This window comes from Acetobacterium wieringae (assembly GCF_026646375.1).
GTDB classification, from domain to species: domain Bacteria; phylum Bacillota; class Clostridia; order Eubacteriales; family Eubacteriaceae; genus Acetobacterium; species Acetobacterium wieringae_A.
Genome location: NZ_JAIPPU010000008.1, coordinates 63,256 through 89,316 on the forward strand (window position 1 = coordinate 63,256; position 26,061 = coordinate 89,316).

Consider the following 26,061-nt stretch of genomic DNA (forward strand, 5'->3'; position numbering starts at 1 on the left):
TTGCTTTGATGCCAGTTTTCATAAACAATTTTGTAACGTGTAGGCGAACAGTCGATAGACTGTACGACGTACAGTGTAAAAATTGTTTGATGAAAACAGGAAGCAAAGCTCACGTTAGTATCGTAATTATCAAGAAGTAAATTAGGAGGTTGACCATATGTTGCCAACACGATTACGAAAAAATACGGCGGTTCGGAATTTAATTAGGGAAACCCAGCTGTCCATGAACGATGTGGTTTATCCGCTGTTTATCGTCGATGGACAGGGCGTGCGCAAAGAAATCGGCTCGATGAAAGACCAGTACCACCTGTCTTTGGATATGCTCGGGGCAGAAACCCTCGCGTTAAAAGAACTGGGCATCCGTTATGTCATTTTGTTTGGTGTACCCGATGAAAAAGATGGCGAGGCCACTCCCGCTTTCGTTGAAGATGGACTGGTGCAGGAAGCCGTTCGGGTGATCAAAAAGGTTGATCCGGAGATGTATGTCATCACCGATGTCTGTCTCTGCGAATACAAGAGCGACGGCCATTGCTGTTTCTTTGAAGAAAACGGCGAGATCCGCCGGGCGCAGACCCTCGAAACTTTAAGCAAAACGGCGCTTAGCCATGCCGAAGCCGGAGCCGATATGGTCGCCCCTTCCGACATGATGGATGGTCGGATTGATCATATGCGAGAAACCCTTGACCGGGCTGGTTACGAATCGATTCCGATTATGGCTTACTCAGCCAAGTTTGCGTCCAGCTTTTATGGCCCCTTCCGGGATGCAGCCAACTCGGCCCCAGCCTTTGGTGATCGCCGCAGCTATCAGATGGATCCGGCCAATTCCCGGGAAGCCTTAAAAGAAATGGTTCTGGACATCGATGAAGGTGCCGATATTGTGATGGTTAAGCCGGCCATGCCGTATCTTGATATCATCGCTCAGGGCAAAGAACTGTCCTATTTGCCGATGGCCGCCTATCAGGTCAGTGGCGAATACGCCATGATTAAAAATGCCGTCGATGCCAATCTGATGGATCGTCGGGCGATTTTTGAAAGTCTGATCAGCATCAAACGGGCCGGAGCCGATATCATCATCACCTATTTTGCCAAAGAACTACAGGCGATGCTGAAAGATTATCAGTGACAGCAAATTATTTATAAATATAAATCTTTTGATCAAGACAAACGCAGTACCGACAATTGTTACATCATGTTGTGACCCCTTGGTCATTGGTCGGTACGGTAGGGTGTGAACACCTGAGTTTCACATGATGGTGAAATAATTATTATTGGAGATATTATGAATCGAGAAAAATCAGAACAATTATTTATCGAAGCCGAAAAATACATCCCTGGCGGTGTCAACAGTCCGGTACGGGCCTTTAAATCAGTGGAGATGCCACCGGTTTTTATTGACCATGGCAAGGGTGCCAAAATTTATGATGTTGATGGCAACGAGTATACCGACTATATCTGTTCCTGGGGGCCACTGATATTAGGTCATGCCTCACCCGTTTATTTTGACGGGATTCAGGAAATGCTGCAAAAAGGCACCAGCTTTGGAGCCCCAACCGCCATTGAGGTTGAGGTTGCCAAACTGATCACTGAGGCCTATCCTACCATGGAAATGGTGCGGATGGTTAGTTCCGGAACCGAAGCCACGATGAGTGCCCTGCGGGTCGCAAGAGGCTATACCGGCCGGGATAAGATTATCAAATTTGAAGGCTGCTACCACGGCCATGCCGATGGACTGCTGGTTAAATCCGGCTCCGGCACCCTGACCTTTGGCGTCCCGACCAGCTCCGGAGTGACCCCAGGAACGGCCAAGGACACCCTGGTGGCCACTTATAATGATATTGCCAGTGTCAAAGCATTGTTTGCCGAAAACCCGGGTGAAATTGCCGCCGTAATCGTCGAACCAGTGGCTGGTAACATGGGTGTTGTGCCACCCGATCTGGATTTTATGAAAGATCTGCGGGCAATCACCGAAGCTGAAGGAACGGTACTGATTTTTGATGAAGTCATCACCGGATTTCGCCTGGCTTACGGCGGCGCCCAGGAAGTCCTTGATATTAAACCGGATATGACCACGCTCGGTAAGATCATCGGTGGTGGCATGCCAGTTGGTGCCTATGGCGGGCGTCGGGAGATCATGGCCACCGTAGCTCCCTTAGGCGGTGTTTATCAGGCGGGAACCTTATCCGGAAATCCTATTGCGATGAAAATGGGACTCAACACCCTGACTTACCTGCGGGATCACCCGGAAGTTTACACTGAAATGGAAGATAACGCCAAGCTGCTAGAAGCCGGATTTAAGGCCAACATCGAAAAAACCGGAGTCAAAGCCCAGATGGTCCGTTTCAAAGGGATGACCTGCTGCTTCTTTACTGACGCACCCATCGATGGTTACGCGGCCGTTATGACCTCGGACACTAAAGCTTACACTAAGTATTTTAAAGCCATGCTGGATGCCGGTAACCTGATGCCGCCAGCCCAATTCGAAGGTATTTTCCTCTCCGCCGCCCACACCAAAGCGGACATCGAAAAAACCATCGCCGATCACTACCAGGCATTAAAAAGTTTATAAGTAAAAAATAAAAGCATTAATATGCTTTGCTGTCAGAATAAGTACTTTGTATTTTAAGGCGAAGTGAAACAGATATAACTAGATCTGACCGGAAACTGGATAGAAGGAAATGAAGTAGTACCGATAATTGTTACATCATGTTGTACGCATCGGAGCGGACACGGCGTCGCCTGTCCGATTCCGCAGCGAACAACAGATTAACAATTGGTCGGTACGGTAACATTTGACAAACCTTAGCCGTTACGAAAACAGTTTTGTATTTAGGATCGTCAGCAAAGCTAACCCAAGTTCTATAATAACAAAAAACATAAATAGGAGAACCATTTAATGGAAAAAAAAGCGTTACTGGTCATCAGTTTTGGTACATCTTACCCTGAGACCCGAAAAAAAACCATCACAGCTACCGAGAACCGCTTAAAAGAAGCGTTCCCAGATCATGATTTTTATCGAGCCTTTACCTCCCGCATGATCATCAACAAACTGAAGACCCGGGACAATGAAAGTGTGGATACCCCGCATGAAGCGCTTGAAAAGCTTAAAGCCGCTGGTTATACCCACGTGCAGTGTCAAACCACCCACATCATCAATGGTTATGAGTATGATATTACCCTTAAAGAGCTAAAAGCCTTTGAAAAAGACTTTGAATCCCTGACCATGGGCCGGCCGCTGTTAACGACCACCGAAGATTACGAAGAAACGGTGGACATCGTGATGAAACAGATGCCCAAGCTTAAAAAAGGTGAAGCCCTGGTTTATATGGGCCATGGCAGTGACCATCATGCCAACTCGACTTACCCAGCCCTGGATTATATGTTTAAAATGAAGGGCCATGAGGATGTTTATGTGGGTACGGTTGAAGGTTTCCCGGAACTGGAAAACATTGTGCCGTTATTACAGGAAAAGAAATACAAAAAGATTTATCTGGCGCCTTTTATGCTGGTAGCCGGTGATCACGCGATTAATGACATGGCCAGTGATGAAGAAGATTCCTGGCGAACCGTTCTTGAAGAGCAGCGGTTTAAAGTCGAATGTATCCTCGAAGGATTGGGAGAATATGCCGGCATTCAGAACATGTTTTTAGATCATTTAAAGAAAGCACAGCCCGTTACAGAAATGTAGGGACATTATAGAGTTTAGGAGAAATATTTTATGAATACAGTGTATATGGTGGGTGCAGGCCCAGGAGATCCCGAACTGATTACCGTTAAAGGTCAACGAATTGTCAACGAAGCAGATATTATAATTTATGCTGGCTCTTTGGTCAACAAAGCCATTATTGCCGGACATAAACCCGATGCCGAAATTTTTAATTCTGCATCGATGACCCTGGATGATGTGATCGCCGTAATTAAACGGGGAACGGAAGAAGGCAAAAAAATTGCCCGGGTTCATACCGGCGACCCTTCCATTTATGGTGCGATTCGGGAACAGATGGATCGCTTGGATGAGCTGGGAATTCCCTTTGATGTAATCCCGGGAGTCAGCTCCTTTGTCGCATCGGCGGCAGCCCTTAAAAAAGAATTTACCCTGCCAGATGTATCCCAAACCGTTATTTTAACCCGTTTGGAAGGTCGCACGCCGGTGCCGGAAAAAGAAAAACTGGAAGATCTGGCCTCCCATCAGGCGTCGATGTGTATCTTCCTGTCGGTTCAGATGATTGACGATGTGGTGGCACGATTGATGAAGCATTATGCGCCAACCACGCCGATTGCCATTATCCAACGGGCCACCTGGGAAGATCAGAAAATTGTCATGGGAACCCTGGAAACCATTGCCGCGAAAGTAAAAGACGAAAAGATTACCAAAACCGCCCAAATTTTAGTGGGTGACTTCCTCGGTGATCAGTACAGCTTATCCAAACTGTATGATCCCAGCTTTACCCACGAATACCGTCAAGGGGTTGAATAATACTGTGAAAACAGAAAAATGGGCCATTGTCACGCTGTCAAAGGATGGCATGGTTTTGGCCAACCGGTTGGCTAAACATCTGGATGACCGGGAATGTCAGATTTACACCAAAGAAAAATATGCCAACGAAACAACAAATATTATTCCTACCGATATTGCCACGTTTATGGGCAGCATTATCGGCGAGTATCAGATTATTTGCTGCATCATGGCAACTGGCATTGTGGTTCGGGCAATTGCGCCCCATCTGGCACATAAGTCTTCCGATCCCGGGATTCTGGTGATGGATACCAATGGCGAGTTTGTCATTAGTCTGCTGTCCGGCCATCTGGGTGGTGCCAATGATGCGGCCCGGCTGGTCGCCAAACGCCTGGCGGCGCAGGCGGTGATTACTACTGGCACTGATGTTAAAGGTACGATGGCGGTGGATGTACTGGCCCAGAAAATCAATTGCACCATCGATAATTTTACTGATGCCAAAGATGTCACCGCTTTGATTTTAAATGGGGACCCGATTGCCCTGATTAATCAGGAAAATTGTGATCTGGATGCGGTGGTGCTGCCCCGAAACATTGAAACCGTGGCTGATTTAAGTGCGACCGCTCAATATGCCGGGGCGATCATCACGACGTTAAATAGAGAAAAAAGTGATTTGCCAATTCCCAGTGTCAAACTGGTACCAAAAAAACTGGTGCTGGGGGTCGGTTGTCGTCGGGATACCCCGGGCGAGCGGATCATTCAGGCTATAATAGAGACACTGGCCGCTTTGAATCTCAGCGAAAAAGGGATCAAATCCCTGGCCACCATCGGCCTGAAAGCCGATGAACCGGGAATCATTGAAGCCTGCACCTTCTTTACCGCAAAAAAGGTGATCATTCCCAATGAAATGGTGCAAATGGTTCAAAGTCGTTTTGAAGCGTCTGACTTTGTTTTTAAAACCACCGGTCTTTACGCCGTTTCCGAACCCTGCGGCTTTGTCGCCTCGGGCTTCGGAAAGTGTCTACTTGAAAAACAGAAACTGGGTGGCATTACTCTGTCGGTCTGGCAGGATGAAAATTAAAAAAACTAACCTTGTATATAAAAGGAGAAAAGATGAGCAAAATTTATGTCACCGGGATTGGTCCCGGACTGTATGAACATATGACCGAGGCGGCCAAAGCCAGTCTTGAAGATGCCGATATTATTGTTGGCTACAAAACGTATATCGATATTATTGCCGATTTGATTGGCGATAAGGAAGTGATGTCTTCAGGGATGCGTCGGGAAATTGACCGCTGTGAAAAAGCCCTGGAACTGGCGGAACAGGGCAAAAAAATCTGTCTGGTCAGTAGCGGTGATGCCGGTGTTTTCGGAATGGCTGGGATTATGCTGGAAATTGTGGAAGCAAAAAACAGCGACGTCGAAGTTGAGATCATTCCCGGGATTTCAGCGGCCAATGCCGCTGCTTCAACACTGGGTGCGCCACTGATGCATGATTATGCCGTGATCAGCCTCAGTGATCTCCTGACAGATTGGGCAGTTATTGAAAAACGCCTGCACTGTGCGGGTGAAGGGGATTTCATCATTACGTTGTATAATCCCAAAAGCAAGGGCCGTCCCCACAATATTGAAAGCGCTCAGGAAATTTTACTGAAATACAAAGCCCCGGAAACCCCAGTGGGGATTGTGCGAAATGCCAAGCGAAAAGATGAATCGTATGTGATCACCACCCTTAAAAAAATGAATGAAGCAGAGATTGATATGTTTTCGATGGTGATCATTGGTAATTCCAAAACTTATGTAACCCGGGATCAACTCAAAATGATTACCCCGAGAGGTTATCAGCTTTGATTCTGGTATTGGGAGGAACCCTTGACAGCCGAATATTAACCGAACTTCTGCTTGAAGAGGGAAAAGAAGTCTGCTATTCGTCGCTGACCAATATCGCCACCGATCAAATCGCAGAAAACCCCCTCTTAACAAAGATCTCAGGACAATTGGATGCTGGTACCCTGCGGGAAACCATCACCATTTATAATATCAATCTCTGCATTGATGCCACTCACCCCTATGCCCGGGAAATTTCAGAAAACGCGATCTGGGCCTGTGATGCCATGAATATCGATTATATCCGCTTGGAAAGACCATCGCATATTGACGAGGGAAGCGATATTATCGCATATCACACCTACGAAGAAGCCCGGGATTATTTGATTGGCGCAATGGGAAAAAGTGACCGCAATATTCTTTTGACCACCGGCAGCCGACAACTGGAAGCCTTTGATGGGTTGCCGAAAGACCGCACCTATATCCGGGTGCTGCCTACGGCTGGGGTCTTAAAAAAATGTGAAAACCTGGGCTACAAGCCCCGGCATATTCTGGCGCTTCAGGGCCCTTTTTCGGTGGAGATGAATGTCGCCACCATGAAAGAATATAACATCGGCTTTGTTGTTACCAAAGACAGTGGCGACGTTGGCGGCATCCCCGAAAAGGTTGCGGCCGCCCGACAGGTTGACGCTAAAATTTTATTCATCCGCCGCCCCGCCGTCGCCTATCCCCGGGTGATCTCATCCGTTGAAGACGCCGTGGTTTGTGCATTGAAGAATCATTAGAATTTTAGATTTGTAAGAAAGAGGAGAAGACATGGCAAAAAATATTATGTTTATGGGCACCGGGTCGTCAGTTGGAAAAAGTCTGATCACTGCCGCCATGTGCCGGATTTTAGATGACCACGGCTATCAGGTGGCGCCCTATAAATCCCAAAATATGGCCCTTAATTCATTTATCACAAAAGATGGCAAAGAAATGGGTCGGGCTCAGGTGGTTCAGGCCGAGTGTGCCCGGATTGAACCCCAGGTTGAGATGAACCCGGTGTTGCTTAAGCCAAATTCCGACGTGGGCTGTCAGGTTATTTTGATGGGAAAAGCCGAATTTAATATGGATGCCATGGATTATCACGCCCATAAACCCAAACTGGTGGAGATTGTGGTTTCGGCTTACAACTCCTTGGCGGAAGACAAAGATGTCATTGTCATCGAAGGGGCTGGCAGTCCGGCTGAAATCAACCTGCGGGATAATGATATTGTCAACATGGGGCTGGCAGAGCTGGTGGATGCGCCAGTTGTGCTGATCGGCGACATTGATAAGGGTGGCGTTTTTGCTTCTATTTATGGCACAATCATGCTGCTGCAACCCGAAGAACGGGCCCGGATTAAAGGTTTTATCATCAATAAATTCAGGGGTGACGTGGAATTGTTAAAGCCCGGCATCAAAATGATCGAAGATCTGGTCAATGTGCCTTGTCTGGGTGTGATTCCTTATAAACGCTTTGTCATTGATGATGAGGATAGCGTCAGTGAACGGTTTGACAATAATTCCGAAGGCTTGATCACGATTGGGGTGGTTTATTTGCCGCATCTATCTAACTTTACCGACTGCACCGCCTTTGAAATGCACCCCGATGTCAAGGTCGAATACTATCGAAACCAGCGGGAGCTGCAACTGGCCAACCCGGATCTTTTGGTTATTCCCGGCAGCAAAAATACCATCGACGATACCTGTCACGTGATTAACAGTAAGATGGGCGATGAAATCCATCGGCTTCATGATTGCGGCATCCCGATTGTGGGCATCTGCGGCGGTTATCAGTTGTTGGGTAAAGAAATAAAGGATCCCTTCCAGGTCGAATCAACCAAGGGCAGCATTGAAGGTCTGGGTCTTTTAAATATCGTCACCACCATTGAAGCAGAAAAGCGAACCGTCCGGACAGCTGGCAAGGTTCAGGGAAACTTCATGGGAATGGAGCTGGCTGACATGGGAGTGGAAGGCTACGAAATACATATGGGCACCAGTGAAGCGCTGGATCATGCCAAACCGTTTGCCATTTTGGATGATGGGACCATCGATGGCGTGATTGCCGAAGACGGCAACGTCATGGGAACCTATCTTCATGGTATCTTTGACAACGATGGCTTACGGGAAAAAATCATTGAAGCCCTGCGGGTTAAAAAGAATCTCGAAGCTGGTCCGGCGGCCTTCGATTTTAAAGCCTTTAAAGAAGAACAATATGATTTGCTGGCCCAGACGGTGGAAGCAAATCTGGATATGAATAAAATAATGGAAATCATTGGAGAAATAGAAAAGTGAATCTGATAGAAGGACTTCCCTTGGGGTTAGGGGGAGGCTTTTGGTTTTTACTGATCCTCATCGGCGTAGTGTTGGATTGGCTGATCGGGGATCCTTCCTGGCTACCCCATCCGATTATCGCCATGGGGAAAACCATTGGCTTTTTAAATAAAAAACTTAATCACGGCAAGCATCGCAAGGCCAAAGGGTTTTTGCTGTTATTTTTAGTGCTGGGTCTGACTGGGGTGATTGTTTTTGGACTGCAATGGCTTTTATATAGAATCAACATTTATCTGTACATCATCTTTAACCTTTATTTGATTGTTACCGCCCTGGCAGCTAAAACCCTGGCAGTTGAAGTGCAAAAAGTGATGACCGCCTTAATGGGTGGCGATATTGAAGTCTCCCGGGTTCAGGTAGGCTATCTGGTTGGACGGGACACCTCGGAACTCAAAGAAAAAGAAATCATCCGGGCGACGGTGGAAACCACCGCCGAAAATACCATTGATGGGGTCCTTGCACCAATTTTCTATCTGCTTTTGGGTGTTTTGATGCCGGTGCCTTGGCTTAATCCCGTGATGCTGGTAATGCTTTATAAGGCGACCAACACCTTGGACTCAATGGTCGGCTACATCCAGGAGCCTTATAAGGACTTTGGCTATGCTTCGGCAAAATTTGATGATCTCATCAATTGGATTCCCGCCCGCATCGGCAGCATCTTTATGTTGGTTGCCGGAATGTTTTTGGGCTATACTTTCAATGATGGCTGTCGTATTTTTAAACGGGATCGTCACAACCACAAGAGTCCCAACTCGGCCCACCCCGAATCGGTGGTGGCCGGCCTTTTAGGTATTCAGTTGGGCGGCACCAATCAGTATTTTGGACAGGTGCTGGAAAAGCCGACTATCGGTGACCCCAAAAGCCCACTGGAAATTCTCGATATCCGGGAAACCATTACGATCATGTATGGTAGTGAGGTTGTACTGATGGTTTTTGCCACCATCATGGCGGTGATTATTTTTTCTTTATAGACGAATTGGTAAAAGCAGCGAAACTAAAATAATGGGAGCGACACGATGAATAAACACGGCGGATATCAGGGTGAGAATAAAAATATGCTGGATTTCAGTGTCAACATCAATCCTTTGGGAATACCTGAGGGAATCCGAAAAAAACTGATTGCCGGCATTGATGAGTTGGTAAAATATCCGGAGATCACCGGTGTGTCAGCGATAAAAAAGATTGCCGATGATCTGGCGGTGTTGCCTGAAAACATCATTCTTGGCAACGGCGCCATCGAGCTGATCTATCTTTTTGCCCGCAGCATCGGGCCGGGAAAGGCACTGATTGTCCAGCCAACCTTTAATGAATATGAACGGGCCTTGAAACTTTACGGCTGGGAGGTCATTCATCACGTTTTATCAGAGACAGACCAGTTTACCATTGACCCGGAAGCATTAGCGGCAGTGATTAAAAAGGAAGAGGCCCAGGCAGTTTTTATCTGCAATCCCAATAATCCCACTGGTCGGGTTTACGGCAGCGACTTTGTCAGAGCAATGTTAGAGCATTCAACACCTGAAATCAACTGGTTTCTGGATGAGTCCTTTCTGGATTTTTCTGAGCAAAGTAGCAGTCTGGCATTGGTTAAAGAAGCAAAGCAGTCGGTCTTTATTCTCAAATCACTGACAAAGTTTTATGCGCTGCCAGGGCTCCGTATTGGTTATGGGATCGGAACACCGTCGATGATTAAGAAAATGGAAAACTTCAAAGAACCCTGGACGATCAATGCCCTGGGTTTGATTGCAGCTGTCGGGGTATATGATGAAAAAGACTATGCGGCCAGTACCAAAGCCTATATTAAAGCCGAACGGCAGCGCGTTTTTGAAGCGTTAAACCAGATTAACACCATCAAGGTTTATCAAAGCGGCACTGATTTTCATCTCTGCCGACTGTTACAGGGAACTGTAGCAGAGCTGCAGATCGCCCTGGAAAAAGAAGGCATGTCCTTGAGAAGCTGCGAAGATTTTATCGGTCTGGATCATACCTATTTTCGGATCGCCATTAAAAAAGAAGCAGAAAATACCAAGCTGCTGACTTTTCTTAAAAACTGGAGGAATGAGTAATGGGACAGTTAATATTTGTCACCGGCGGTGCCCGCAGCGGCAAGAGTACCTATGCCGAAAATTTAGCCCGGGAATCAGGCCAGCCCGTGGCTTATATTGCCACCGCCATCGCCTTTGACGATGGTATGAAAGACCGGATTGCCAAACATCAGGCGCAACGGCCCGATCACTGGGGCACGATTGAACAATATAAGAATTTTCAGACAATTGCCGAGAATCCCATTTTTAAGCAAGCCAGGATCGTACTTTTTGACTGTCTGACCGTGATGACGACCAATAACATGCTTGATTTTCCGGTCGATTATGATACGTGTTCAATGGAGACGGTCGACGAAATTGAAGCGGCGATCAAGCTGGAAGTCGAAAAACTGCTGGATGTCTGTCAGGATAAAACCTTGATTGTGGTTTCCAATGAGGTCGGTCTGGGTCTGGTACCAGCTTACAAACTGGGCAGTTATTTCCGTGACATTGCCGGACGGATGAATCAACTGGTGGCCGGTCAGGCCGACGAAGCCTATTTACTGGTAGCGGGTTTACCGATGAAACTCAAATAAATGACTACAGGAGCCTATTTGCGGCGCAATAATCATTGCTGCCGCAAAGGGCTTTTGTTTTGTCTAAAATAACAGGGAGAGCAAACCATGGATCAAAAAGAAATAAGAGATGAATTAGTAGCTTTAGCCGAAGAAAAATATCAGAAATTTTCCAGTCGTTTGACACCGGGAACCGATACAATTTTAGGGGTACGCCTGCCAGCGCTTCGGAAGATCGCCAAACGAATTGCCAAATCCGACTGGCGGGTTTATCTGGAAACAGCTCGGGATGACAGCTTTGAAGAAACCCTGCTGCAGGGGATGGTGATTGGTTATATTAACGTGAAACTGGATGAGCGGCTGGCACTCATAAAAGCCTTCATCCCCAAGATTGACAACTGGTCAGTCTGTGATAGTTTCTGTACGGGTCTAAAATTTACAAAACAACATCAAGAGGAGGTATGGCTGTTCTTACAACCCTACCTCCAATCCAATGAAGTTTATGAGATCCGTTTTGGGGTGGTGATGTTTATTACTTATTTTCTGGAAGATCGTTATCTGGAGCCGATGTTTCGCAATTTCAACGCCATTGACTGTGACAACTATTATGTGAAGATGGCCGTGGCCTGGGCCATCACCAGCTGTTTTACAGTTTTTCCGGAAATGACAATGATTTATCTCAAAGCCAATGATCTGGATGACTTTACCTATAATAAAGCATTACAGAAAATCACTGAGTCGAGGCAGATAAACCCGGAGGTGAAGGTGCGGATACGCTGTATGAAACGAAAAAAGAAATTGGAGTGATCTGATGAAGTCCTGATGACAAACGCACATAACTTAGGGACTGAACTGATTAAGCGTAACTGAGACCAGAGTCAAGACTTCGGTCTCAGTTTTTAACATATTGATTAAAGATCAGATATCCAATCCGGCATTATAACCGGCGGTGGTGGCGGTATAGAGGGTTCCCTGATTGGTGGTGCAATCACCAATACAAAAAACCGTATCAACAAGATTGGCAAATTTGGACACTTCCGACAGGTTTGGTTTTACCCCCAATGAAAGAATCAGGGTATCAAAAGGAACTTCTTGTTGGCCGGAACGTCCTTCAATCAGAACGGCATGATCCATGGCCTTAATCAGTTGATGTTCTGCCAGGATGGTCACATTTTCTTTTTTGAGCAGCTGGAGCAAAGCGGTCATCGGAATTGGAGAAGGCTCAAGCATTTTCTTTTCGCTGACCATTTCGACAATCGTGACATGTTTGCCTTTTCGGGCCAGATCCAAAGCGGTTTCACATCCGGTTAGGCCACCACCGGCGATGACAACATTTTGACCGACGGAAACCGCTCCGGATTCAACATCACCGACCCATACTACGTCATCTCCTTCTAAACCGGGAATAGCTGGGATATTGGTTTCGGCTCCGACGGCAATAATCAGGGCATCTGGTGACTCGGCCAGAATGTTTTGTGGGGTGGCTTCAGTGGAAAGTCGCAGTGAAACATTGGGGTGACGGCTGGTCATCCGGATCGCCCAGGCCAAGTAATTTTTAAGATCAGCCTTGAAATCCGGAGCAACCGCCAGCCGCAGCGTCCCCCCGAGACAATCGTTTTTTTCAAAAAGAATCACCTCATGGCCCCGGTCACCGGCTGTTCGGGCCGCTTCCATCCCGGCGGGTCCGCCTCCGATGATGACCACCTTTTTCTTCTGATCCGCCAGCATATTGACATCTTTTAACTCACATTCGCGACCAGCCAGGGGGTTAACGGCGCAGGCCACCCGCAGTGGTTCCATACCATGGGTACGATTCAGGCAGAGTACGCAGCGAATACAGGGACGGATTTCTGCTTCGTGTCCGGTTCGGGCCTTATTGACACTGTTGGGATCGGCAATTACGGTACGGATCATCGCACACATATCCGCCTCGTTGTTTTCAATGATTTCGGACGCCAGTTCCAGATCAATGGAACCGACGGTGATGATCGGAACATGGATGCCCGGCGCTTTTTTTATACTGGCGGCATAATGGGCGTTATAACCACGTTTTAGATAGGACGGCTGGGTGGTGATCGGCACCATTTCGTCATCCAGGAGCATTCCGGCGGAGACATGAACCAGATCGACTTTATCCTGAATAATTTTAATGAATTCAATGGTTTCGTCCAGTTCGACACCACCGGGAACCAGTTCAGCGGCACTCAGGCGAAATTCAATGGCCAGTTTATGACCGACCTTACTGCGAATGGCATCGAATAATTCGCAGGCAAAGCGGGCCCGGTTTTCGATACTGCCACCATATTGATCGGTGCGGTGATTAAACAGGGGCGAGAAAAAATTACTGACGAGAATGCCATGGCCACCATGGATTAGCACCATGTCCATGCCTGCTTTCATGGCCCGTTCAGCGGCATTGGCAAACAGGGTAATCCAGTTTGTGATCTCTTCCTGGGACATCATGTCAATGGGTGATTTGCCTTCCTCGGGCATCTCATGTCCCATCGCAAATCCTGCCAGTTCAATCGAGGCCTTGGCGCCATAACGATGGACTGTGTCGGCCAATACTGCTAAACCGGGTACCACGTTGTCATCGCCGATGTTTACACAAAAACCGTTCATGTGTCCAAAGGGCGGGGTGACCATGGATATTCCGACAGTAACAATTCCGGCACCACCTTTGGCCAGGGCCCGGGTCCACTCGATCAGCTCCGGGGTGACCAGCCCTTCCGGGGAAGCCAGCCGGGGTGCTGCCGGGGCAGTTTCGATCCGGTTTTTTACCATCATATTACCAATTTTAATCGGGGTAAAAATCTTTGTGTATTTAGAATTCATTTTTGACCTGCTTTCTTTTTGTAAATCGTTTACTTAAATTAATTCTATCAGGAATACAGACTAAAACAATGTCAAAAGAGCAAAAATTATCAAGTATATTTATTGCAAAATGACAATGAATGCATTTGCTTTTTTATCCTTAAATACGTATAATATGAGCTAAAAAAAGGTTTAAAAGCAGTCGAAAAAATTACCAAAGCAGGTTAAAGATGAAAAATAGTAACGACAGCAAAAATACATACCGAATTCGGGTGAAAAGCTTCAGAGATGATCCGGAAGAAAACCAAATGCTTAGAGCCCACTGTTCACAAAAACGGTGTTTCGAAGCAAAAAAAGCGAAACTGACCGAGGCATTATTATCAGGCGGTGGTCTGCAGCAGATTATTGATATTGGTTATCGGGTATTGGGAAATCCGATGTTTGTCAGCGATATGGGCTATAATGTGCTGGCATTTAATAAAAACGCGGTAGTCGGGGACCCGTCCTGGCCTGCCGCCAAATCGGAGGAAGAATTTGCAGCCTATGAACGGATCAAAAAACTCAATGACAGCGGTGTATTCGAACGGCTTTATAACAGTGAAAGCCCTTGTATTGAACACTTTGATTATGCTCCGACACGCTGGATGGCTACAAAAATTGCAATTAATGGAGAGAATATCGGACATATTGCCGTAGTGGAGGCCAACAAAACCTTTACGAAAATGGATTTTGAGCTACTGCAATGGTTGTCCAGAATCGTAGCCAATGAGCTGCAAAAAGAGCCGATTCGGAGTGGTCAATTAGCTGGCGAGTTTGAACATTTTCTAGTTGCTATGCTTGAAGAAAAAATCACGAAAGCAGAAACAATTAAAAAACAGGGAAACAAACTAGGCTTAAAAGCAAAAAAACATTGTTGTCTGGTTACGGTCAGTCCGGAGTTAGACACAGCAAAAGGAATGTCGCTGAGTTATCTAAGAAGCATAATCAACCGTATCCTGGGGACTGAAAAATCTATTTTGTATCAGAATAAAATTACGGCATTGTTACTGTGTGACAGAAAAGAAGCACTTTCGGGTACTGCTAAAAATAAGCTGATAGAATTCTTAACCAGTAATCAGATGAATGCCGGTGTCAGCGCTTGTTTTTCGGATTTGGCAAGGCTTAAAGACCATTACAATCAATCCACAAAAGCATTGGAATTGGGGGTCTCCATCAACCCCAAGCAGAAGCTTTTTTATTATGATGCGTACACATTTTATTATTTGCTTGAACTGGCGGGGGATCAAAACCGCTTAAAGGATTTTTGCAGTGGCGCATTAACTGATTTAATGGACTACGATCAAAAGTACCAAACAAATTACTGCCATAATCTGATCATCTATCTTCAGAACGATGGTAACGTGACCAAGACCGCCCAGTATTTTCAAATTCATCGCAATTCGATGAAATATCGCATCAAAAAAATCGAAGAAATTATGGCACTATCGCTGGCAGACAGTGAAATTAAATTTTCCTTGATGATGTCGTTTAAACTGCTGACTTATTTGGGTGATGAACTTTTACTGAAGGTTTAAGCAAAATGCGAACACTTTGAATTTATTGATCACTGTTTTAAAAATTGAGCTATACGGGTTGCTTACTGGGTTAGGAACCTCTGCATGGTTGCGTGTCGAGTTGTTTTTTTGAATAGCGATTTTTAAACGCCTGACTGTTTGTTGGGCGTTTTTTTCTATCTTCTGTTTCCATTTAGTGGTACAATAAAGCCATTCGAAGCGATTGCATAAACAGAAAAGAAGAAAAAAAGGCAGAAGCAAGTCATGTTTATTATGGACATTTATTTCGGAGTGTCCGATTCCATGAGATGACCAGGAATTATTAGTTGAAGGTGAACAAGCTGTCGCTGCGATAAGAGAATCAGAGATAGAGCTGTTTCTTAGTAGTTGGTGCCTGGTTACTTGATTTGTTGATGAGAAATTGAGAACGGACTAGAAAGGTGTATTATGGAAATAAAACAAATATTAAACCGATTCTATGTAGAAGATATTGAGGTATCCATTGATTTTTACGAAAAAATATTGAATGAAAAATGTGAGTTGAGATTTAAGTATCCCGATAAAGATCTGGAATTGGCACAGATTGGGAATATTTTAATTCTGGCCGGCTCGAATGAAGCCCTAAAACCATTTCGAGAGACAAAAGCAACGATTTTAGTTGATTCGATCAAGGATTTTAAAAACTTATTATTAGCTAATGGTGCCACAATTATTCGCGATTTGACAGCAGTGCCTACGGGCATCAATATGACAGTTAAACACTTAGATGGGTCGATTGTAGAGTATGTAGAACATCATTAGGTCTCGGTGCCAGGGGTATGTTACTTGTAAAATTTAATTAACGCTTAATAAATCAGAATAATGATTATTTGTTTGAGTCAACAGCCTATTTAACAGAGCTTTTGAACACAATGTTTTTAAGAAACAATGATTAAAGAGTTTCTTTTATCCTTATCCGACATTTGTTATTCTGAGTTATACCGGGCATTGAATGAGAACATAATAAGAAATTTAATTGTCTGTTCTCAACTCAATCGATCTCAATTCATACAAGGGGGCGTTTATTTGGATAACAGCATCAAACAGGAATTTGACAATAAGATCAAGCGCCTGACAAAGAGTAAAGCATATCTGGACTACTGTGAAGAAGTTTATGGCTACCGCATGTATCTTTTCAACATGATGGACAAAGAGCAGCTTGACTTCGTTTTTGACTTGATACCCTTATCTGTAGACGACACAGTTTTGGATCTGGGGTGTGGGTCAGGCAGCATAGTGAATGCACTGGTCAAAAAATACCGCTGTTTCGGCATTGGTATTGATCAGCTGGACAGCGATACCATCGAAATTGAAAACGCTAAATATCTGCAAGGTGATATTGACAATTTCATTGATTTCCAACTACAACCGACCGTTACCTTGTCTGTTGACAGTATTTATTTCAGCTGTGACTCGGAGGCACTGATACGGTCTTTGTGCGCCGTTAAAAACAACCGGGTCTATTTGTTCTATTCTCAATATCTGTTTGATGATGCGGTGGATAAGCGCATATTGCAGGGTCACTTCACAAGAGTTGCCGACATCTTAAAAAACCTTCAGGTTCCTTATGAAATGATTGATTATAGTAGAAATGAGCGAATACTGTACGAAAGATCACTAAGTGCTCTGGAAAAGCGAAAAGCAGCGTTTAAAAGTGAGGGGAACTATGATTTGTATGTGGATAAGATGAACGAGCAAAAAATGGGAATACAGCTCTATGAAACGGGAAACGCAAGTCGGTATATGTACATTATCGGCTGATCAGCGGGGAACTGAGCAGACTCCCAAACTTGAATTGGAGGTGAAATTATGGTGTATGTTGCCTTGTTGCGAGGTATCAATGTGGGTGGAAAAAACAAAATCGGAATGAAACAGTTAAAAGAGACCTTTCTTCGCTTAGGTCTGGAATCGGTGGTGACGTATATTAATTCCGGAAATGTAGTTTTTGTCGATCACCAGACCAAAGATGTGTTGGAAAAGAAATTGCGTCAGGAAATTTATCAGGAGTATGATCTGGATATTCCGGTATTAATCCGCAGTTTGACTGAGTTTGAATGCTTAATGGAAATCTTGCCTGCTGACTGGAAAAATGATGATACCATGAAATGCGATGTGTTGTTTTTGGAAAGTGGGTTGGACGAAACTGCAGTAATGGAAAAGTTGACTGTCAAACCCGGTATCGATACCGCCTTATCGGCCACTGGTGTCATTATCTGGTCGGTCGCAAGAAAAAATGTCACCCGTAGCAGCTTGATCAAAATTGTCGGTACCGATCTTTATAAAAAAATGACGGTGCGAAATGTAAACACCACCCGAAAGCTCTATGAAATGATGAGAAATATTTAGACGGGATTAAGGCCGCTCGTTAAATTTTTTGATTAGTATGAATCTAATCGATTACAAAGAAATAATTTTATTCCATCAGAATGCCAAAGGAACGAAGCAATGAAAAATTGGAATCATCTACCCTCAGGCGCAATCGAGCTTACAATTGAAAGCGAAGCGTATCTGGAGCTCGCAAAAGATTATCTCACAGAGTGCCAATACGAAGATGCGAAACAGGCCCTTGAGGTTGCCGTTAGAAGCATAAACCCGCAGGCGGAATATCTGTTTGGAATTCTTTATCAAAATGCGCTTGGTGTTGTCAGGGACAACGAAAAGGCGCTTTTTTGGTATCTTCGTGCGGCGGATCATAACTACGCACCCGCCCAAATTGCTGCCGCTTGCTTGCATATTGATAAGGACGATGTGATGACGGATTATGCTGAGGCCTACCGGTTGCTCACACTGGCGGTTCATAAGGAAGTCACTGATGAAAACGCTGAGTCGCTGTCTGCGGACTTTCCTCATGTAATGGAATGCTTCGATGAAGACGAGCGCTGGATGGCGGTGGAGGAAGGCTATGCAGAGTATCTGCTGGGATGGCTACATGGTGCCGGCCTTGTTGGGGCGATCGATCATGCAAAAGCCATCGGCTGGATGGAAAAGGCCGCCGAAAAAGGATTCCGGGCGGCTGTTTTTGAGCTCGCACAGAAAAGTGGATATGGTATTGAGCGCAATGAAGTCTGGGCGAAAAAGGCGCTGGAGTATGGTGAGTATACCCCGCTTATCCGTGTCGCACGACGATATCTGGATAATGTTGATACTTCGCAGGATTGCAAAAAAGGCCTGTCAATTCTGACAGAGCTTGCCGATGAGGGGATCGGAAGCGCCCAGATCGCACTGGCAGAATGCCTGATCAAGGGAAAAAGCGTTCCCAAAGATGCGGACAAAGCATTTTATTATTTATCACTGGCTGCCAAAATGGTCGATGCAAAATTAATGACTGATTTGGGCATTGCATTGTACAAGTCGGAAGAACCAGAGATAGACTTTGCCATAAAAAGCCTGGAGCTGGCAGCGGCTGCGAGGGATGATCAGGCGCTGGTTGAACTTGGAAATTTGTACTTTGACGGTGCGGGAGAAATGATGCCGGATCAGGAAAAAGCTTTCAACTATTTTACCCAGGCCGCCACGAAAGATGTTCCCCGCGGTTGGGAATTGGTGGGGTACTGCTTGTATGAAGGCAAAGGCGTGTTGCAAAACAGGTGTGAAGCCTTGAGGTGGTATGAAAAAGCGGCCAAATATGGACTTTATAACAGCTATTACATGATGGGGATGATTTACGGCTATGATGAGACCTTATTTAATTATGAAATAGCGGTTAGCTGTTTTGAAAAAGCGGCAAATTTTGGACAGACGGATGCGCTCGTGCGACTGGGAACCATGCATTTACATGGCGTCGGTACGATCCCACCGGATCGTAAAAAGGCATTTTCATATTTTAACCAGGCAGCGCAGGCGGATAACAGCCTTGGCTGGGAATGGGCGGCTTACTGCCATTATTGGGGCTACGGTACCAAAAAAAACCTGCAGAAAGCCCAGCAATTTTATCACAAGGCCGCTCAAAAGGGCTCGAGCCACAGCCAGTACATGCTGGGTTATATTTATGGCTATGATGTCACACCGCCTGATTTTAAAAAGGCGGCTTGCTGGTTTGAAAAAGCAGCGGAACGGGGGCACAGTGATGCTCAGCTTAAACTGGGCTTTTACTACCACCAGGGGCGTGGTGTCAGGAAAAACTATAAAACAGCATTCAAGCTATTTACCCAGGCGGCGGCCCAAGGACAGGCCAGCGCCATGTACAATATCGGCGACGCCTATGAAAATGGGTTTGGTGTGGAAAAGGATGAAAAACAGGCATTTGCCTGGTATCGCAAGTCAGCGGAGTTGGGTGACAAATGGGGGATGTTTGGTGCCGGCCAATTGCTTTATTATGGCATCGGCACAACTCCAAATCAGGAAGAAGGCCGACGCTGGATAAACAAAGCCGCCAAAGCCGGTTTACCGGAGGCCATTAAATGGAGACCACATTAGATGCCAAATGCAACCTTAAATAAGAAGATAAAAGAGGATACTAGCATGGACACATATCAATTTGACGCAGCTGCCTATCGACGCATCCGGCTTCCGTGGCTGCTGTTGGTTTTGCTTCTGTCGTTTGCTGTGGATGGTATTCTGATCGGAATCTGGGAGACCGGGGTCAACCCGGAGGCAAAATATTATTGGGATGTCGGATTTGCGTTCCTGTGCTTTATCAACCTGGTGTTTGTAAAGGGTGTGGCACTCTATCATTATTGGCATACAAAAAAGATGCGTTTGCGAAGTTATGTCCGGCTCGAAAAAGAAACAGTTGTTCATTACCTGCTGAGGACACGCATGTCCCACTGGCAGGTGGAGACAGCTAAGGAGACAAGTTTCGCCGCAGACGGCAAGGCAGAATACCTTTTCGCCGACACCTTTTTTATTCGGCAGGTGAAGAATTTAAAGCGGCGATCCAATGGAAGCATCGTAATCGAAGGAACCATTGAAAACGAATCGCTCAATGAAGGCTGGGAAGAATACAGTTCTGATGGAAAGGCATTTAAAAGAACAACCAAACGGCATACGATTCCCGCCTATTATCAAGGGATGGATGAGATCTTTAATGCGCTTGAAAGGATGATTAAATAAAAGAGCTTTATCCAGTGCTTAAAAAGAAGCAGAGGATAAAGCTTTATTTAATCAAATCCTATTTTACAAAATTTCCCAGGCGGATAAAGCAACACAGTTATTCGTATCGTAGCGCATCAATCGGATCAAGCTTGGCGGCCTTATTGGCTGGATAAAAACCAAAGAAGACGCCGATGGCCATCGAGAAGCAAAGTGCAATGATCATTGGGCCAATGGGTGGTGTTGACGGGAATTTCATCAGGGTACTGCCTGTTATCCCCAAAACGGAGCCGAGGCCAACGCCAATGATTCCACCGATCAGACAGATAATCATCGCTTCGATGATAAACTGACTGCGGATCGCCGAATTACGGGCTCCTAAAGCTTTGCGGATGCCGATTTCTTTAGTTCGCTCGGTGACGGATACCAGCATGATGTTCATAACCCCAATGCCACCAACGAGCAGCGAGATACCGGCAATCACTGAGATACCCAGGGATAAGGTGCCGAGCATACCGGTAGCTTCACTGGCAATTGCTTCCAGGCTTTGGGCCTCAATGGTAAAGTCGGATAATGGACTCATCCCTTTAATAAAATAATCTTTGGTAGTCTGAGCAAAGGCAGCGGAGTCGGTGTTGGAAGTGGCCATGATGGTGAAGCTTTCATAACCAACCGTGTTGGCTGTATCGGGATTCAGTGATTTGGCGGTCGTGATGGGAATAAAACACTCGACCCGGGTATCGTCACCCATGTAAAACAAGGGATTGTCAATTACCATTTTTTCGTAGACGCCAATGACCGTGTAGGTTTCGTTGGTGGACTTGGTGTCGACCTGGACTTCTTTACCGATCACGTCGCCATCTACACCAACCAGGTTATTTCGTAGCGTCGTATCAATGATGATGACGTTGCGGTTTCCATCCATGTCCCGGTTGCTGATAAAACGGCCCTGAACCAGGTTGACATTGTTAACCAGACCATAGTCCGGGCTGGCGCCGGTGATGCTGACATCTTTATGGATGAAGCCACTGTTGAGTTGGCCCGAGCCCATCCCGGTCGAAAAGCTAATGGCCTTAATCTGGTCGCTATAGGTGTTTCGAAACGCATCAAGTTCTTCCTGGGTAATCAGATCGTCTTCCTGCAGGGTGGATTGGGTATCGTAATTTTTGGGCGACAGTGAAACCATAATATTTTTGCCGCCGATCTTATCCATCGTTTTGGTGACCGATCCAGTCATGGCTGAACCCAGTGTGGAGATGGCCATCACCGAGGCAATTCCGATGATGATCCCCAGCATGGTAAGCAGTGCCCGCATTTTATTGGCCCGCAAGCCTTCCAGGGCCAGTCGAATATTTTCAAACAGATTCATAGTAGCCCCCCAATTGATATTGATTATTTCTACGGTTATCGACGATCGAGCCATCCCTGAGCCGGATGGTTCGTTCGGTTTCTTCAGCCAGTTCGGCATTATGGGTGATCAGAATAATGGTTTTTCCTTGTTCCTGATGGAGTCGATGGAAGATGTCCATAACCAGACGACCGGTATGGCTATCCAGGGCGCCAGTCGGTTCATCGGCCAGAATGATGGCCGGATCGTTGGCCATCGCCCGGGCGATCGCCACACGCTGTTTTTGACCACCGGATAATTCATTGGGGCGGTGATGGGAACGACCACTCATTTCCACCAGCTGCAGCAAATCCGCCGCTCGCCGGGAGCGTTCACTGCGGGGCACCCCGCCGTATAGCATTGGCAGAGCGACGTTTTTTAAGGCGGTGGAACGGGGGATCAGATTAAAGGTCTGAAAGACAAAGCCAATTTTTTTATTACGGATTTGCGATAAGCCATCGTCCTTGACATTTTCCATCGGTAGATGATCCAGATAATAGTGTCCTTTGGTGGGGCGATCCAGGGCCCCGAGAATATTCATCAGAGTGGATTTGCCGGAACCGGAAGCGCCGACAATCGATAAGAACTCGCCTTCATAAACATCCAAATCAATCCCGTGGAGAATTTCCAGCTCGTTGGGAGTTCCCTGATAATAGGTCTTGACAATCCCCCGCATTTCAATAATTTTCTTGCGCATTGTTTAGACCCCGGCTTCCACAGAAACGGCCATTCCCGGTGAGACGGTTTGCGGTTGGGAAATAATGGCCAGCCCTTCACTGAGCTGATCGCCGGCGATTTCAATTAAAGAATCGGTTTCCAGTCCGGTGGTGACCGGAATCGCTTCAACGGTATAGGAGCCCTGTTCAACTGGGTTTTCTTTGGCAATATAAATCGAAGTCTGACCGGCATCATTCACAACCAGCGCTTCAAAGGGAACACAGAATACATCGGCCCGTTCTTCGCTGACAATGTTCAGGCGGGTGGTCATCCCGATTTTTAGCCCGGTGACATCAGATGGAAGATCAACTTCAACCTCGAATTCAGCTTTGGTGGCTGTTGCGTTGGCAGAGGAATTCTCGTTTTTTATTGCCGTTGGGGCGATTTTAGTCAGGTTTCCTGGGAAGATCTTATCTCCGGTAGCATCGGCTTTGACCAGCACTGGCATGTTTTCATGGATATGGTTCAGATCGGCTTCTTTAACCTTGCCGCGAACCTTCAGGTCATTGGTATCCTCAATGGTAAATAGTTCGCCATTGGCAGGGTTTCCTTTAACGGCGTTCATGGCCGTGATGGTTCCGCTGGTAGTGGCTTTAACATAGCTGTAGCTGTCATCGGCTTTGTTATAGAGCTGACATAACCAATCGTCTTTGGCTACCCATTGTCCAACTGAAACATAAATTTTTTCGATATTATCATTGCTGGTATCGCTGACTTTGACTTTGGTGTAGCTTTCGATCACGCCTGTGGCTGAGATTGTGTTTTGCAGGGTTGCCTTGGAGAGCGGGGCAGTTTTAACCGCGACTGTCGGGGCGGGCTGGGAATTGGCATAAACATAGGCACCCCCGCCAATCAATAGGGCTACCCCAAGTACAACACATAAAATAATTCCTTTTCTTTTCATAACTTCTCCTTTTTTGGGTGTGGGATTTGGAAAACGAGTTCGTATCATCACGATTCGTATTACTGTATTAAGTAATTAATACAGTAATACGAATCGTGATGATTGTCAAGCACTTTTTATAATTTTATTTAGTGTTTTCAACTGCTTCTATCGCAAAACAAATGATCACCAATGGATTTAAGTATAATGGTTAATTATGAAGAGCGAGTTACCCAAATTCTTAAGAATTTTTGACAATAAAAAAAGACCCCGAATGAGAGTCTTGAATCGTTGAATGACTACTGGTGAATCGGCAGAATCAGTTCGACCTTAAATAGCTGGTTCAGTTGATAATAGTCGATCCGACCCTGATGGCGAGTAATGATTTTACGGCAGGAGTCCAGACTGGAACCGTCAGTATCAATGGTTTTTTTGCCGACAGCGTCGGGATTATTAATGGTTTTATTACGCAGAATAAGACAGAGTTCATTTTTATTGAGGATCAATCCAAAATCAACGGGCTTATCGGGGTCAGCGTACTTAATAATATTGGAAGTCAGATAGTCAAAAATCCGTTGCAGCTGTTCCAGATCAACCCATAACGAAAAATCCCGTTCAATACAGTTTTCCTGGATCACTTCATAGCCGGCTTCTTCTAGAGCTTTGGTGGAAGCGCTCAGCAACTGATGAATCAGGGGTTTGCCATTATAGACTTTAAACTGATAGTAGCCTTTGCCATTGTCAGTAAAGGCGTGTTCAAAAAGATCGTCGATAAAATTGATGACCTGATAAGCTTTTTTCAGGGCAATCTTTAAGTATGCTTCCTTTTTGGAGACATCATGCTCATCAGGGTTTTGAATGCGTTCGAGATAGCCGATGATACCCGATAAGGGAGCGTGGATCTTATTGGAAACAGAGGTGATGATATGATGATTTTCCATTTTGGCCAGGGATTCAGCTTTGGATTTAGCTTCATACAGATCATGAATCAAGTTGACATTATTGGCAATGTCAGTGAGCTCGTTATTTCCCTGAAGGGGGATATACGTTTCAAAGTTTGCTGAGGCAACGCGTTCAGATCCTTTTTGGAGTGTTTTAAGATAGCTTAATTTTTTGCGAATGATATGAGCCATGATAATAAAAGCCAATAAATTGGGTACAAATATAGACAGAATGCTGATCAGTGGGTTACCATTTAAAATAGGAAGGAGAATCAGATTTAATAACACACTGATGATCGCCGCACCGATTAAAGTCAGACACAGATAGCGTATCAAAACGGAAACCAATTCTTCATCGTGCTGAGGTTGGTTGTTTTTTACCTGGGCTTGGTCAGGGTTGTTCGTTTTCAATATATTATTCCTTTCTGCATGTATTGATCATATAATCATTGTAAACTGGAATGGAATTATAATCAATAACTGCTTTAATTTAATTACAGGTGTTGGCTGAATGCTGATGAACAAAGAAGGTTCAATAGGAGGATAAAATGAAAAAAAGAATTGGATTATTGATCATGGTTATCGTGGCGATGGGGTTATTGGTTGGCTGTAACAGCAGCTCCAAGGCAAAAACCGATGAACTGGCAGATAGTATCAGCTTTACGGCTACCATTGACGAAGTAAGTGACACTGAACTGCTGGTCACGGTGTTGGATAATGAGAATTTTAATCAGGCCCGAGTTAATATGCAGGGGTTTGACAGCCTCGATTTTGTACCGGAGAAGGGTCAGACGATTAAACTGACTATCAAAAACCAGGTCGGTATGAGCGAGCCACCTTTTGTAAATCCAGTTACCATCGAACTGGTGAAGTAATTGCAGGGTTTAGCAGAAAATGGTTTATCTTCGGGTGTTTTTGGGATATAATATGCTTAGATTACTATGAGGAGAAATTGAATGAGTTTATACGAAGCGTGGAAGAGCTACATCGAAGAGAATTGCAATACTCAGGAAGAGCAAAATGCCTTTTGGGAAAAATACTGTGCTGAGGAAAAAGTCCTCTACCAGAAGATTCTAGGTGAAAAAATCACTGTCGTTGAAGGCCGATTTGAAGATCTGGCGAACGAGAGCAAGATGGTTCCACCCCAATACATGGGTTTTCTGGATGGAATCAGCGAAAGTCTGATAACCCCCATTGATCTGGAATCGATTGAGCTGGATTCGCAAATCAGACTGGAAATCGATTTTGCCAAACTTTATAAAAATATGCTGGCAGTGCCGGCGGAGTGGCTTTATACTTTGGAAGAATGGAACAATTTTTTCACTGAGGATGAACGCCTTGAGCTGGAAAAAGAATACAAGCGTTCAAAAACAGTGGTGAACGAAGTAAAGGTGGGCCGCAATGATCCCTGTCCGTGTGGTTCTGGAAAAAAATATAAAAAGTGCTGCGGCCGTTAACACAT

General features: G+C 45.5%; 25 protein-coding genes. 20 read left to right on the forward strand and 5 right to left on the reverse strand.

The window, feature by feature from the left end:
- The first annotated feature begins 157 nt into the window (after positions 1-157).
- The 12 genes from hemB to Q7P33_RS08935 all read left to right on the forward strand — a co-directional run bounded on the left by hemB (position 158) and on the right by Q7P33_RS08935 (position 12,041).
- A complete protein-coding gene (hemB, locus tag Q7P33_RS08880; protein ID WP_303869427.1) occupies positions 158-1,123 on the forward strand; it encodes a porphobilinogen synthase in 966 nt (321 codons plus the stop codon).
- 156 nt (positions 1,124-1,279) lie between these two features.
- Positions 1,280-2,566 carry a glutamate-1-semialdehyde 2,1-aminomutase gene (gene hemL / locus Q7P33_RS08885; RefSeq protein ID WP_303869430.1) on the forward strand — a complete coding sequence of 429 codons (1,287 nt, stop codon included), beginning with the start codon at positions 1,280-1,282 and terminating at the stop codon, positions 2,564-2,566.
- A gap of 327 nt (positions 2,567-2,893) precedes the next feature.
- Positions 2,894-3,685, forward strand: a complete 792-nt coding sequence (locus Q7P33_RS08890; RefSeq protein WP_303869432.1) for a sirohydrochlorin cobaltochelatase — start codon at positions 2,894-2,896, stop codon at positions 3,683-3,685.
- Positions 3,686-3,715: 30 nt separating this feature from the next.
- Complete coding sequence (gene cobM, locus Q7P33_RS08895; protein ID WP_303869434.1) at positions 3,716-4,474, forward strand: precorrin-4 C(11)-methyltransferase; 759 nt, start codon at positions 3,716-3,718, stop codon at positions 4,472-4,474.
- Between the two features lie 4 nt (positions 4,475-4,478).
- Positions 4,479-5,534, forward strand: coding sequence for a cobalt-precorrin 5A hydrolase (locus tag Q7P33_RS08900; RefSeq protein WP_303869437.1), 1,056 nt, complete (start codon positions 4,479-4,481; stop codon positions 5,532-5,534).
- Between the two features lie 32 nt (positions 5,535-5,566).
- Positions 5,567-6,304 carry a precorrin-3B C(17)-methyltransferase gene (gene cobJ / locus Q7P33_RS08905; protein WP_303869440.1) on the forward strand — a complete coding sequence of 246 codons (738 nt, stop codon included), beginning with the start codon at positions 5,567-5,569 and terminating at the stop codon, positions 6,302-6,304.
- The gene (cobK, locus tag Q7P33_RS08910) at positions 6,301-7,065 is read left to right on the forward strand and encodes a precorrin-6A reductase (protein WP_303869443.1); all 765 of its coding nucleotides are present in this window, start codon (positions 6,301-6,303) and stop codon (positions 7,063-7,065) included. Before cobJ ends, cobK begins: the two co-directional genes overlap by 4 nt.
- Before the next feature lie 31 nt (positions 7,066-7,096).
- A complete protein-coding gene (locus Q7P33_RS08915; RefSeq protein ID WP_303869447.1) occupies positions 7,097-8,599 on the forward strand; it encodes a cobyric acid synthase in 1,503 nt (500 codons plus the stop codon).
- Positions 8,596-9,609: an adenosylcobinamide-phosphate synthase CbiB gene (cbiB, locus tag Q7P33_RS08920; protein WP_303869449.1), complete on the forward strand. Its 1,014-nt coding sequence runs from the start codon at positions 8,596-8,598 to the stop codon at positions 9,607-9,609. The genes Q7P33_RS08915 and cbiB overlap by 4 nt, the downstream gene beginning before the upstream one ends.
- Positions 9,610-9,654: 45 nt before the next feature.
- The gene (locus Q7P33_RS08925) at positions 9,655-10,701 is read left to right on the forward strand and encodes a histidinol-phosphate transaminase (RefSeq protein WP_303869451.1); all 1,047 of its coding nucleotides are present in this window, start codon (positions 9,655-9,657) and stop codon (positions 10,699-10,701) included.
- On the forward strand, positions 10,701-11,255 hold the full coding sequence (gene cobU / locus Q7P33_RS08930) for a bifunctional adenosylcobinamide kinase/adenosylcobinamide-phosphate guanylyltransferase (RefSeq protein ID WP_303869453.1): 555 nt from the start codon (positions 10,701-10,703) through the stop codon (positions 11,253-11,255). Before Q7P33_RS08925 ends, cobU begins: the two co-directional genes overlap by 1 nt.
- An 87-nt stretch (positions 11,256-11,342) precedes the next feature.
- Positions 11,343-12,041 carry a DNA alkylation repair protein gene (locus tag Q7P33_RS08935; protein ID WP_303869455.1) on the forward strand — a complete coding sequence of 233 codons (699 nt, stop codon included), beginning with the start codon at positions 11,343-11,345 and terminating at the stop codon, positions 12,039-12,041.
- A gap of 111 nt (positions 12,042-12,152) precedes the next feature.
- Here Q7P33_RS08935 and Q7P33_RS08940 read toward each other — a convergent pair whose 3' ends face one another.
- A complete protein-coding gene (locus Q7P33_RS08940) occupies positions 12,153-14,069 on the reverse strand; it encodes an FAD-dependent oxidoreductase (protein ID WP_303869457.1) in 1,917 nt (638 codons plus the stop codon).
- A 209-nt stretch (positions 14,070-14,278) separates the two neighbouring features.
- Between Q7P33_RS08940 and Q7P33_RS08945 the strand changes: the two genes are divergently transcribed.
- The 6 genes from Q7P33_RS08945 to Q7P33_RS08970 all read left to right on the forward strand — a co-directional run bounded on the left by Q7P33_RS08945 (position 14,279) and on the right by Q7P33_RS08970 (position 20,692).
- On the forward strand, positions 14,279-15,622 hold the full coding sequence (locus Q7P33_RS08945; RefSeq protein WP_303869459.1) for a helix-turn-helix domain-containing protein: 1,344 nt from the start codon (positions 14,279-14,281) through the stop codon (positions 15,620-15,622).
- Between the two features lie 426 nt (positions 15,623-16,048).
- The gene (locus Q7P33_RS08950) at positions 16,049-16,402 is read left to right on the forward strand and encodes a VOC family protein (protein ID WP_303869461.1); all 354 of its coding nucleotides are present in this window, start codon (positions 16,049-16,051) and stop codon (positions 16,400-16,402) included.
- A gap of 264 nt (positions 16,403-16,666) precedes the next feature.
- A complete protein-coding gene (locus Q7P33_RS08955) occupies positions 16,667-17,401 on the forward strand; it encodes a hypothetical protein (protein ID WP_303869464.1) in 735 nt (244 codons plus the stop codon).
- 48 nt (positions 17,402-17,449) lie between these two features.
- Complete coding sequence (locus Q7P33_RS08960) at positions 17,450-17,986, forward strand: DUF1697 domain-containing protein (RefSeq protein ID WP_303869467.1); 537 nt, start codon at positions 17,450-17,452, stop codon at positions 17,984-17,986.
- Positions 17,987-18,085: 99 nt separating this feature from the next.
- A complete protein-coding gene (locus Q7P33_RS08965; protein WP_303869470.1) occupies positions 18,086-20,056 on the forward strand; it encodes a tetratricopeptide repeat protein in 1,971 nt (656 codons plus the stop codon).
- 45 nt (positions 20,057-20,101) lie between these two features.
- Positions 20,102-20,692, forward strand: coding sequence for a hypothetical protein (locus tag Q7P33_RS08970; protein WP_303869473.1), 591 nt, complete (start codon positions 20,102-20,104; stop codon positions 20,690-20,692).
- A gap of 97 nt (positions 20,693-20,789) precedes the next feature.
- Here Q7P33_RS08970 and Q7P33_RS08975 read toward each other — a convergent pair whose 3' ends face one another.
- The 4 genes from Q7P33_RS08975 to Q7P33_RS08990 form a co-directional block, all read right to left on the reverse strand.
- A complete protein-coding gene (locus Q7P33_RS08975; RefSeq protein WP_303869476.1) occupies positions 20,790-22,040 on the reverse strand; it encodes an ABC transporter permease in 1,251 nt (416 codons plus the stop codon).
- Positions 22,027-22,755, reverse strand: a complete 729-nt coding sequence (locus tag Q7P33_RS08980) for an ABC transporter ATP-binding protein (protein ID WP_303869478.1) — start codon at positions 22,753-22,755, stop codon at positions 22,027-22,029. Before Q7P33_RS08980 ends, Q7P33_RS08975 begins: the two co-directional genes overlap by 14 nt.
- 3 nt (positions 22,756-22,758) lie before the next feature.
- Positions 22,759-23,679 (reverse strand): efflux RND transporter periplasmic adaptor subunit, encoded by a 921-nt coding sequence (locus Q7P33_RS08985; RefSeq protein WP_303869481.1) that lies wholly within the window; start codon positions 23,677-23,679, stop codon positions 22,759-22,761.
- Positions 23,680-23,957: 278 nt separating this feature from the next.
- Complete coding sequence (locus tag Q7P33_RS08990) at positions 23,958-25,010, reverse strand: hypothetical protein (protein WP_303869484.1); 1,053 nt, start codon at positions 25,008-25,010, stop codon at positions 23,958-23,960.
- A gap of 137 nt (positions 25,011-25,147) precedes the next feature.
- On the opposite strand from Q7P33_RS08990, the gene Q7P33_RS08995 reads away from it, so the two are divergent.
- Both Q7P33_RS08995 and Q7P33_RS09000 read left to right on the forward strand, forming a co-directional pair.
- The gene (locus tag Q7P33_RS08995; RefSeq protein ID WP_303869487.1) at positions 25,148-25,474 is read left to right on the forward strand and encodes a hypothetical protein; all 327 of its coding nucleotides are present in this window, start codon (positions 25,148-25,150) and stop codon (positions 25,472-25,474) included.
- An 81-nt stretch (positions 25,475-25,555) separates the two neighbouring features.
- Positions 25,556-26,056 carry an SEC-C metal-binding domain-containing protein gene (locus Q7P33_RS09000; RefSeq protein WP_286805224.1) on the forward strand — a complete coding sequence of 167 codons (501 nt, stop codon included), beginning with the start codon at positions 25,556-25,558 and terminating at the stop codon, positions 26,054-26,056.
- The last annotated feature ends 5 nt before the right edge of the window (positions 26,057-26,061 follow it).

Bases quoted from the DNA above. Each gene is read 5' to 3' on its own strand.
- Q7P33_RS08985 (WP_303869481.1), bottom strand. From the start codon at position 23,679: ATGAAAAGAAAAGGAATTATTTTATGTGTTGTACTTGGGGTAGCCCTA.
- Q7P33_RS08980 (WP_303869478.1), bottom strand. From the start codon at position 22,755: ATGCGCAAGAAAATTATTGAAATGCGGGGGATTGTCAAGACCTATTAT.
- hemB (WP_303869427.1), top strand. From the start codon at position 158: ATGTTGCCAACACGATTACGAAAAAATACGGCGGTTCGGAATTTAATT.
- Q7P33_RS08965 (WP_303869470.1), top strand. From the start codon at position 18,086: ATGAAAAATTGGAATCATCTACCCTCAGGCGCAATCGAGCTTACAATT.
- Q7P33_RS08890 (WP_303869432.1), top strand. From the start codon at position 2,894: ATGGAAAAAAAAGCGTTACTGGTCATCAGTTTTGGTACATCTTACCCT.
- cobM (WP_303869434.1), top strand. From the start codon at position 3,716: ATGAATACAGTGTATATGGTGGGTGCAGGCCCAGGAGATCCCGAACTG.
- Q7P33_RS08970 (WP_303869473.1), top strand. From the start codon at position 20,102: ATGGACACATATCAATTTGACGCAGCTGCCTATCGACGCATCCGGCTT.
- hemL (WP_303869430.1), top strand. From the start codon at position 1,280: ATGAATCGAGAAAAATCAGAACAATTATTTATCGAAGCCGAAAAATAC.
- Q7P33_RS08925 (WP_303869451.1), top strand. From the start codon at position 9,655: ATGAATAAACACGGCGGATATCAGGGTGAGAATAAAAATATGCTGGAT.
- cobJ (WP_303869440.1), top strand. From the start codon at position 5,567: ATGAGCAAAATTTATGTCACCGGGATTGGTCCCGGACTGTATGAACAT.
- Q7P33_RS08945 (WP_303869459.1), top strand. From the start codon at position 14,279: ATGAAAAATAGTAACGACAGCAAAAATACATACCGAATTCGGGTGAAA.
- Q7P33_RS09000 (WP_286805224.1), top strand. From the start codon at position 25,556: ATGAGTTTATACGAAGCGTGGAAGAGCTACATCGAAGAGAATTGCAAT.
- Q7P33_RS08960 (WP_303869467.1), top strand. From the start codon at position 17,450: ATGGTGTATGTTGCCTTGTTGCGAGGTATCAATGTGGGTGGAAAAAAC.
- cobU (WP_303869453.1), top strand. From the start codon at position 10,701: ATGGGACAGTTAATATTTGTCACCGGCGGTGCCCGCAGCGGCAAGAGT.
- Q7P33_RS08940 (WP_303869457.1), bottom strand. From the start codon at position 14,069: ATGAATTCTAAATACACAAAGATTTTTACCCCGATTAAAATTGGTAAT.
- Q7P33_RS08915 (WP_303869447.1), top strand. From the start codon at position 7,097: ATGGCAAAAAATATTATGTTTATGGGCACCGGGTCGTCAGTTGGAAAA.
- Q7P33_RS08935 (WP_303869455.1), top strand. From the start codon at position 11,343: ATGGATCAAAAAGAAATAAGAGATGAATTAGTAGCTTTAGCCGAAGAA.
- Q7P33_RS08995 (WP_303869487.1), top strand. From the start codon at position 25,148: ATGAAAAAAAGAATTGGATTATTGATCATGGTTATCGTGGCGATGGGG.
- Q7P33_RS08975 (WP_303869476.1), bottom strand. From the start codon at position 22,040: ATGAATCTGTTTGAAAATATTCGACTGGCCCTGGAAGGCTTGCGGGCC.
- Q7P33_RS08950 (WP_303869461.1), top strand. From the start codon at position 16,049: ATGGAAATAAAACAAATATTAAACCGATTCTATGTAGAAGATATTGAG.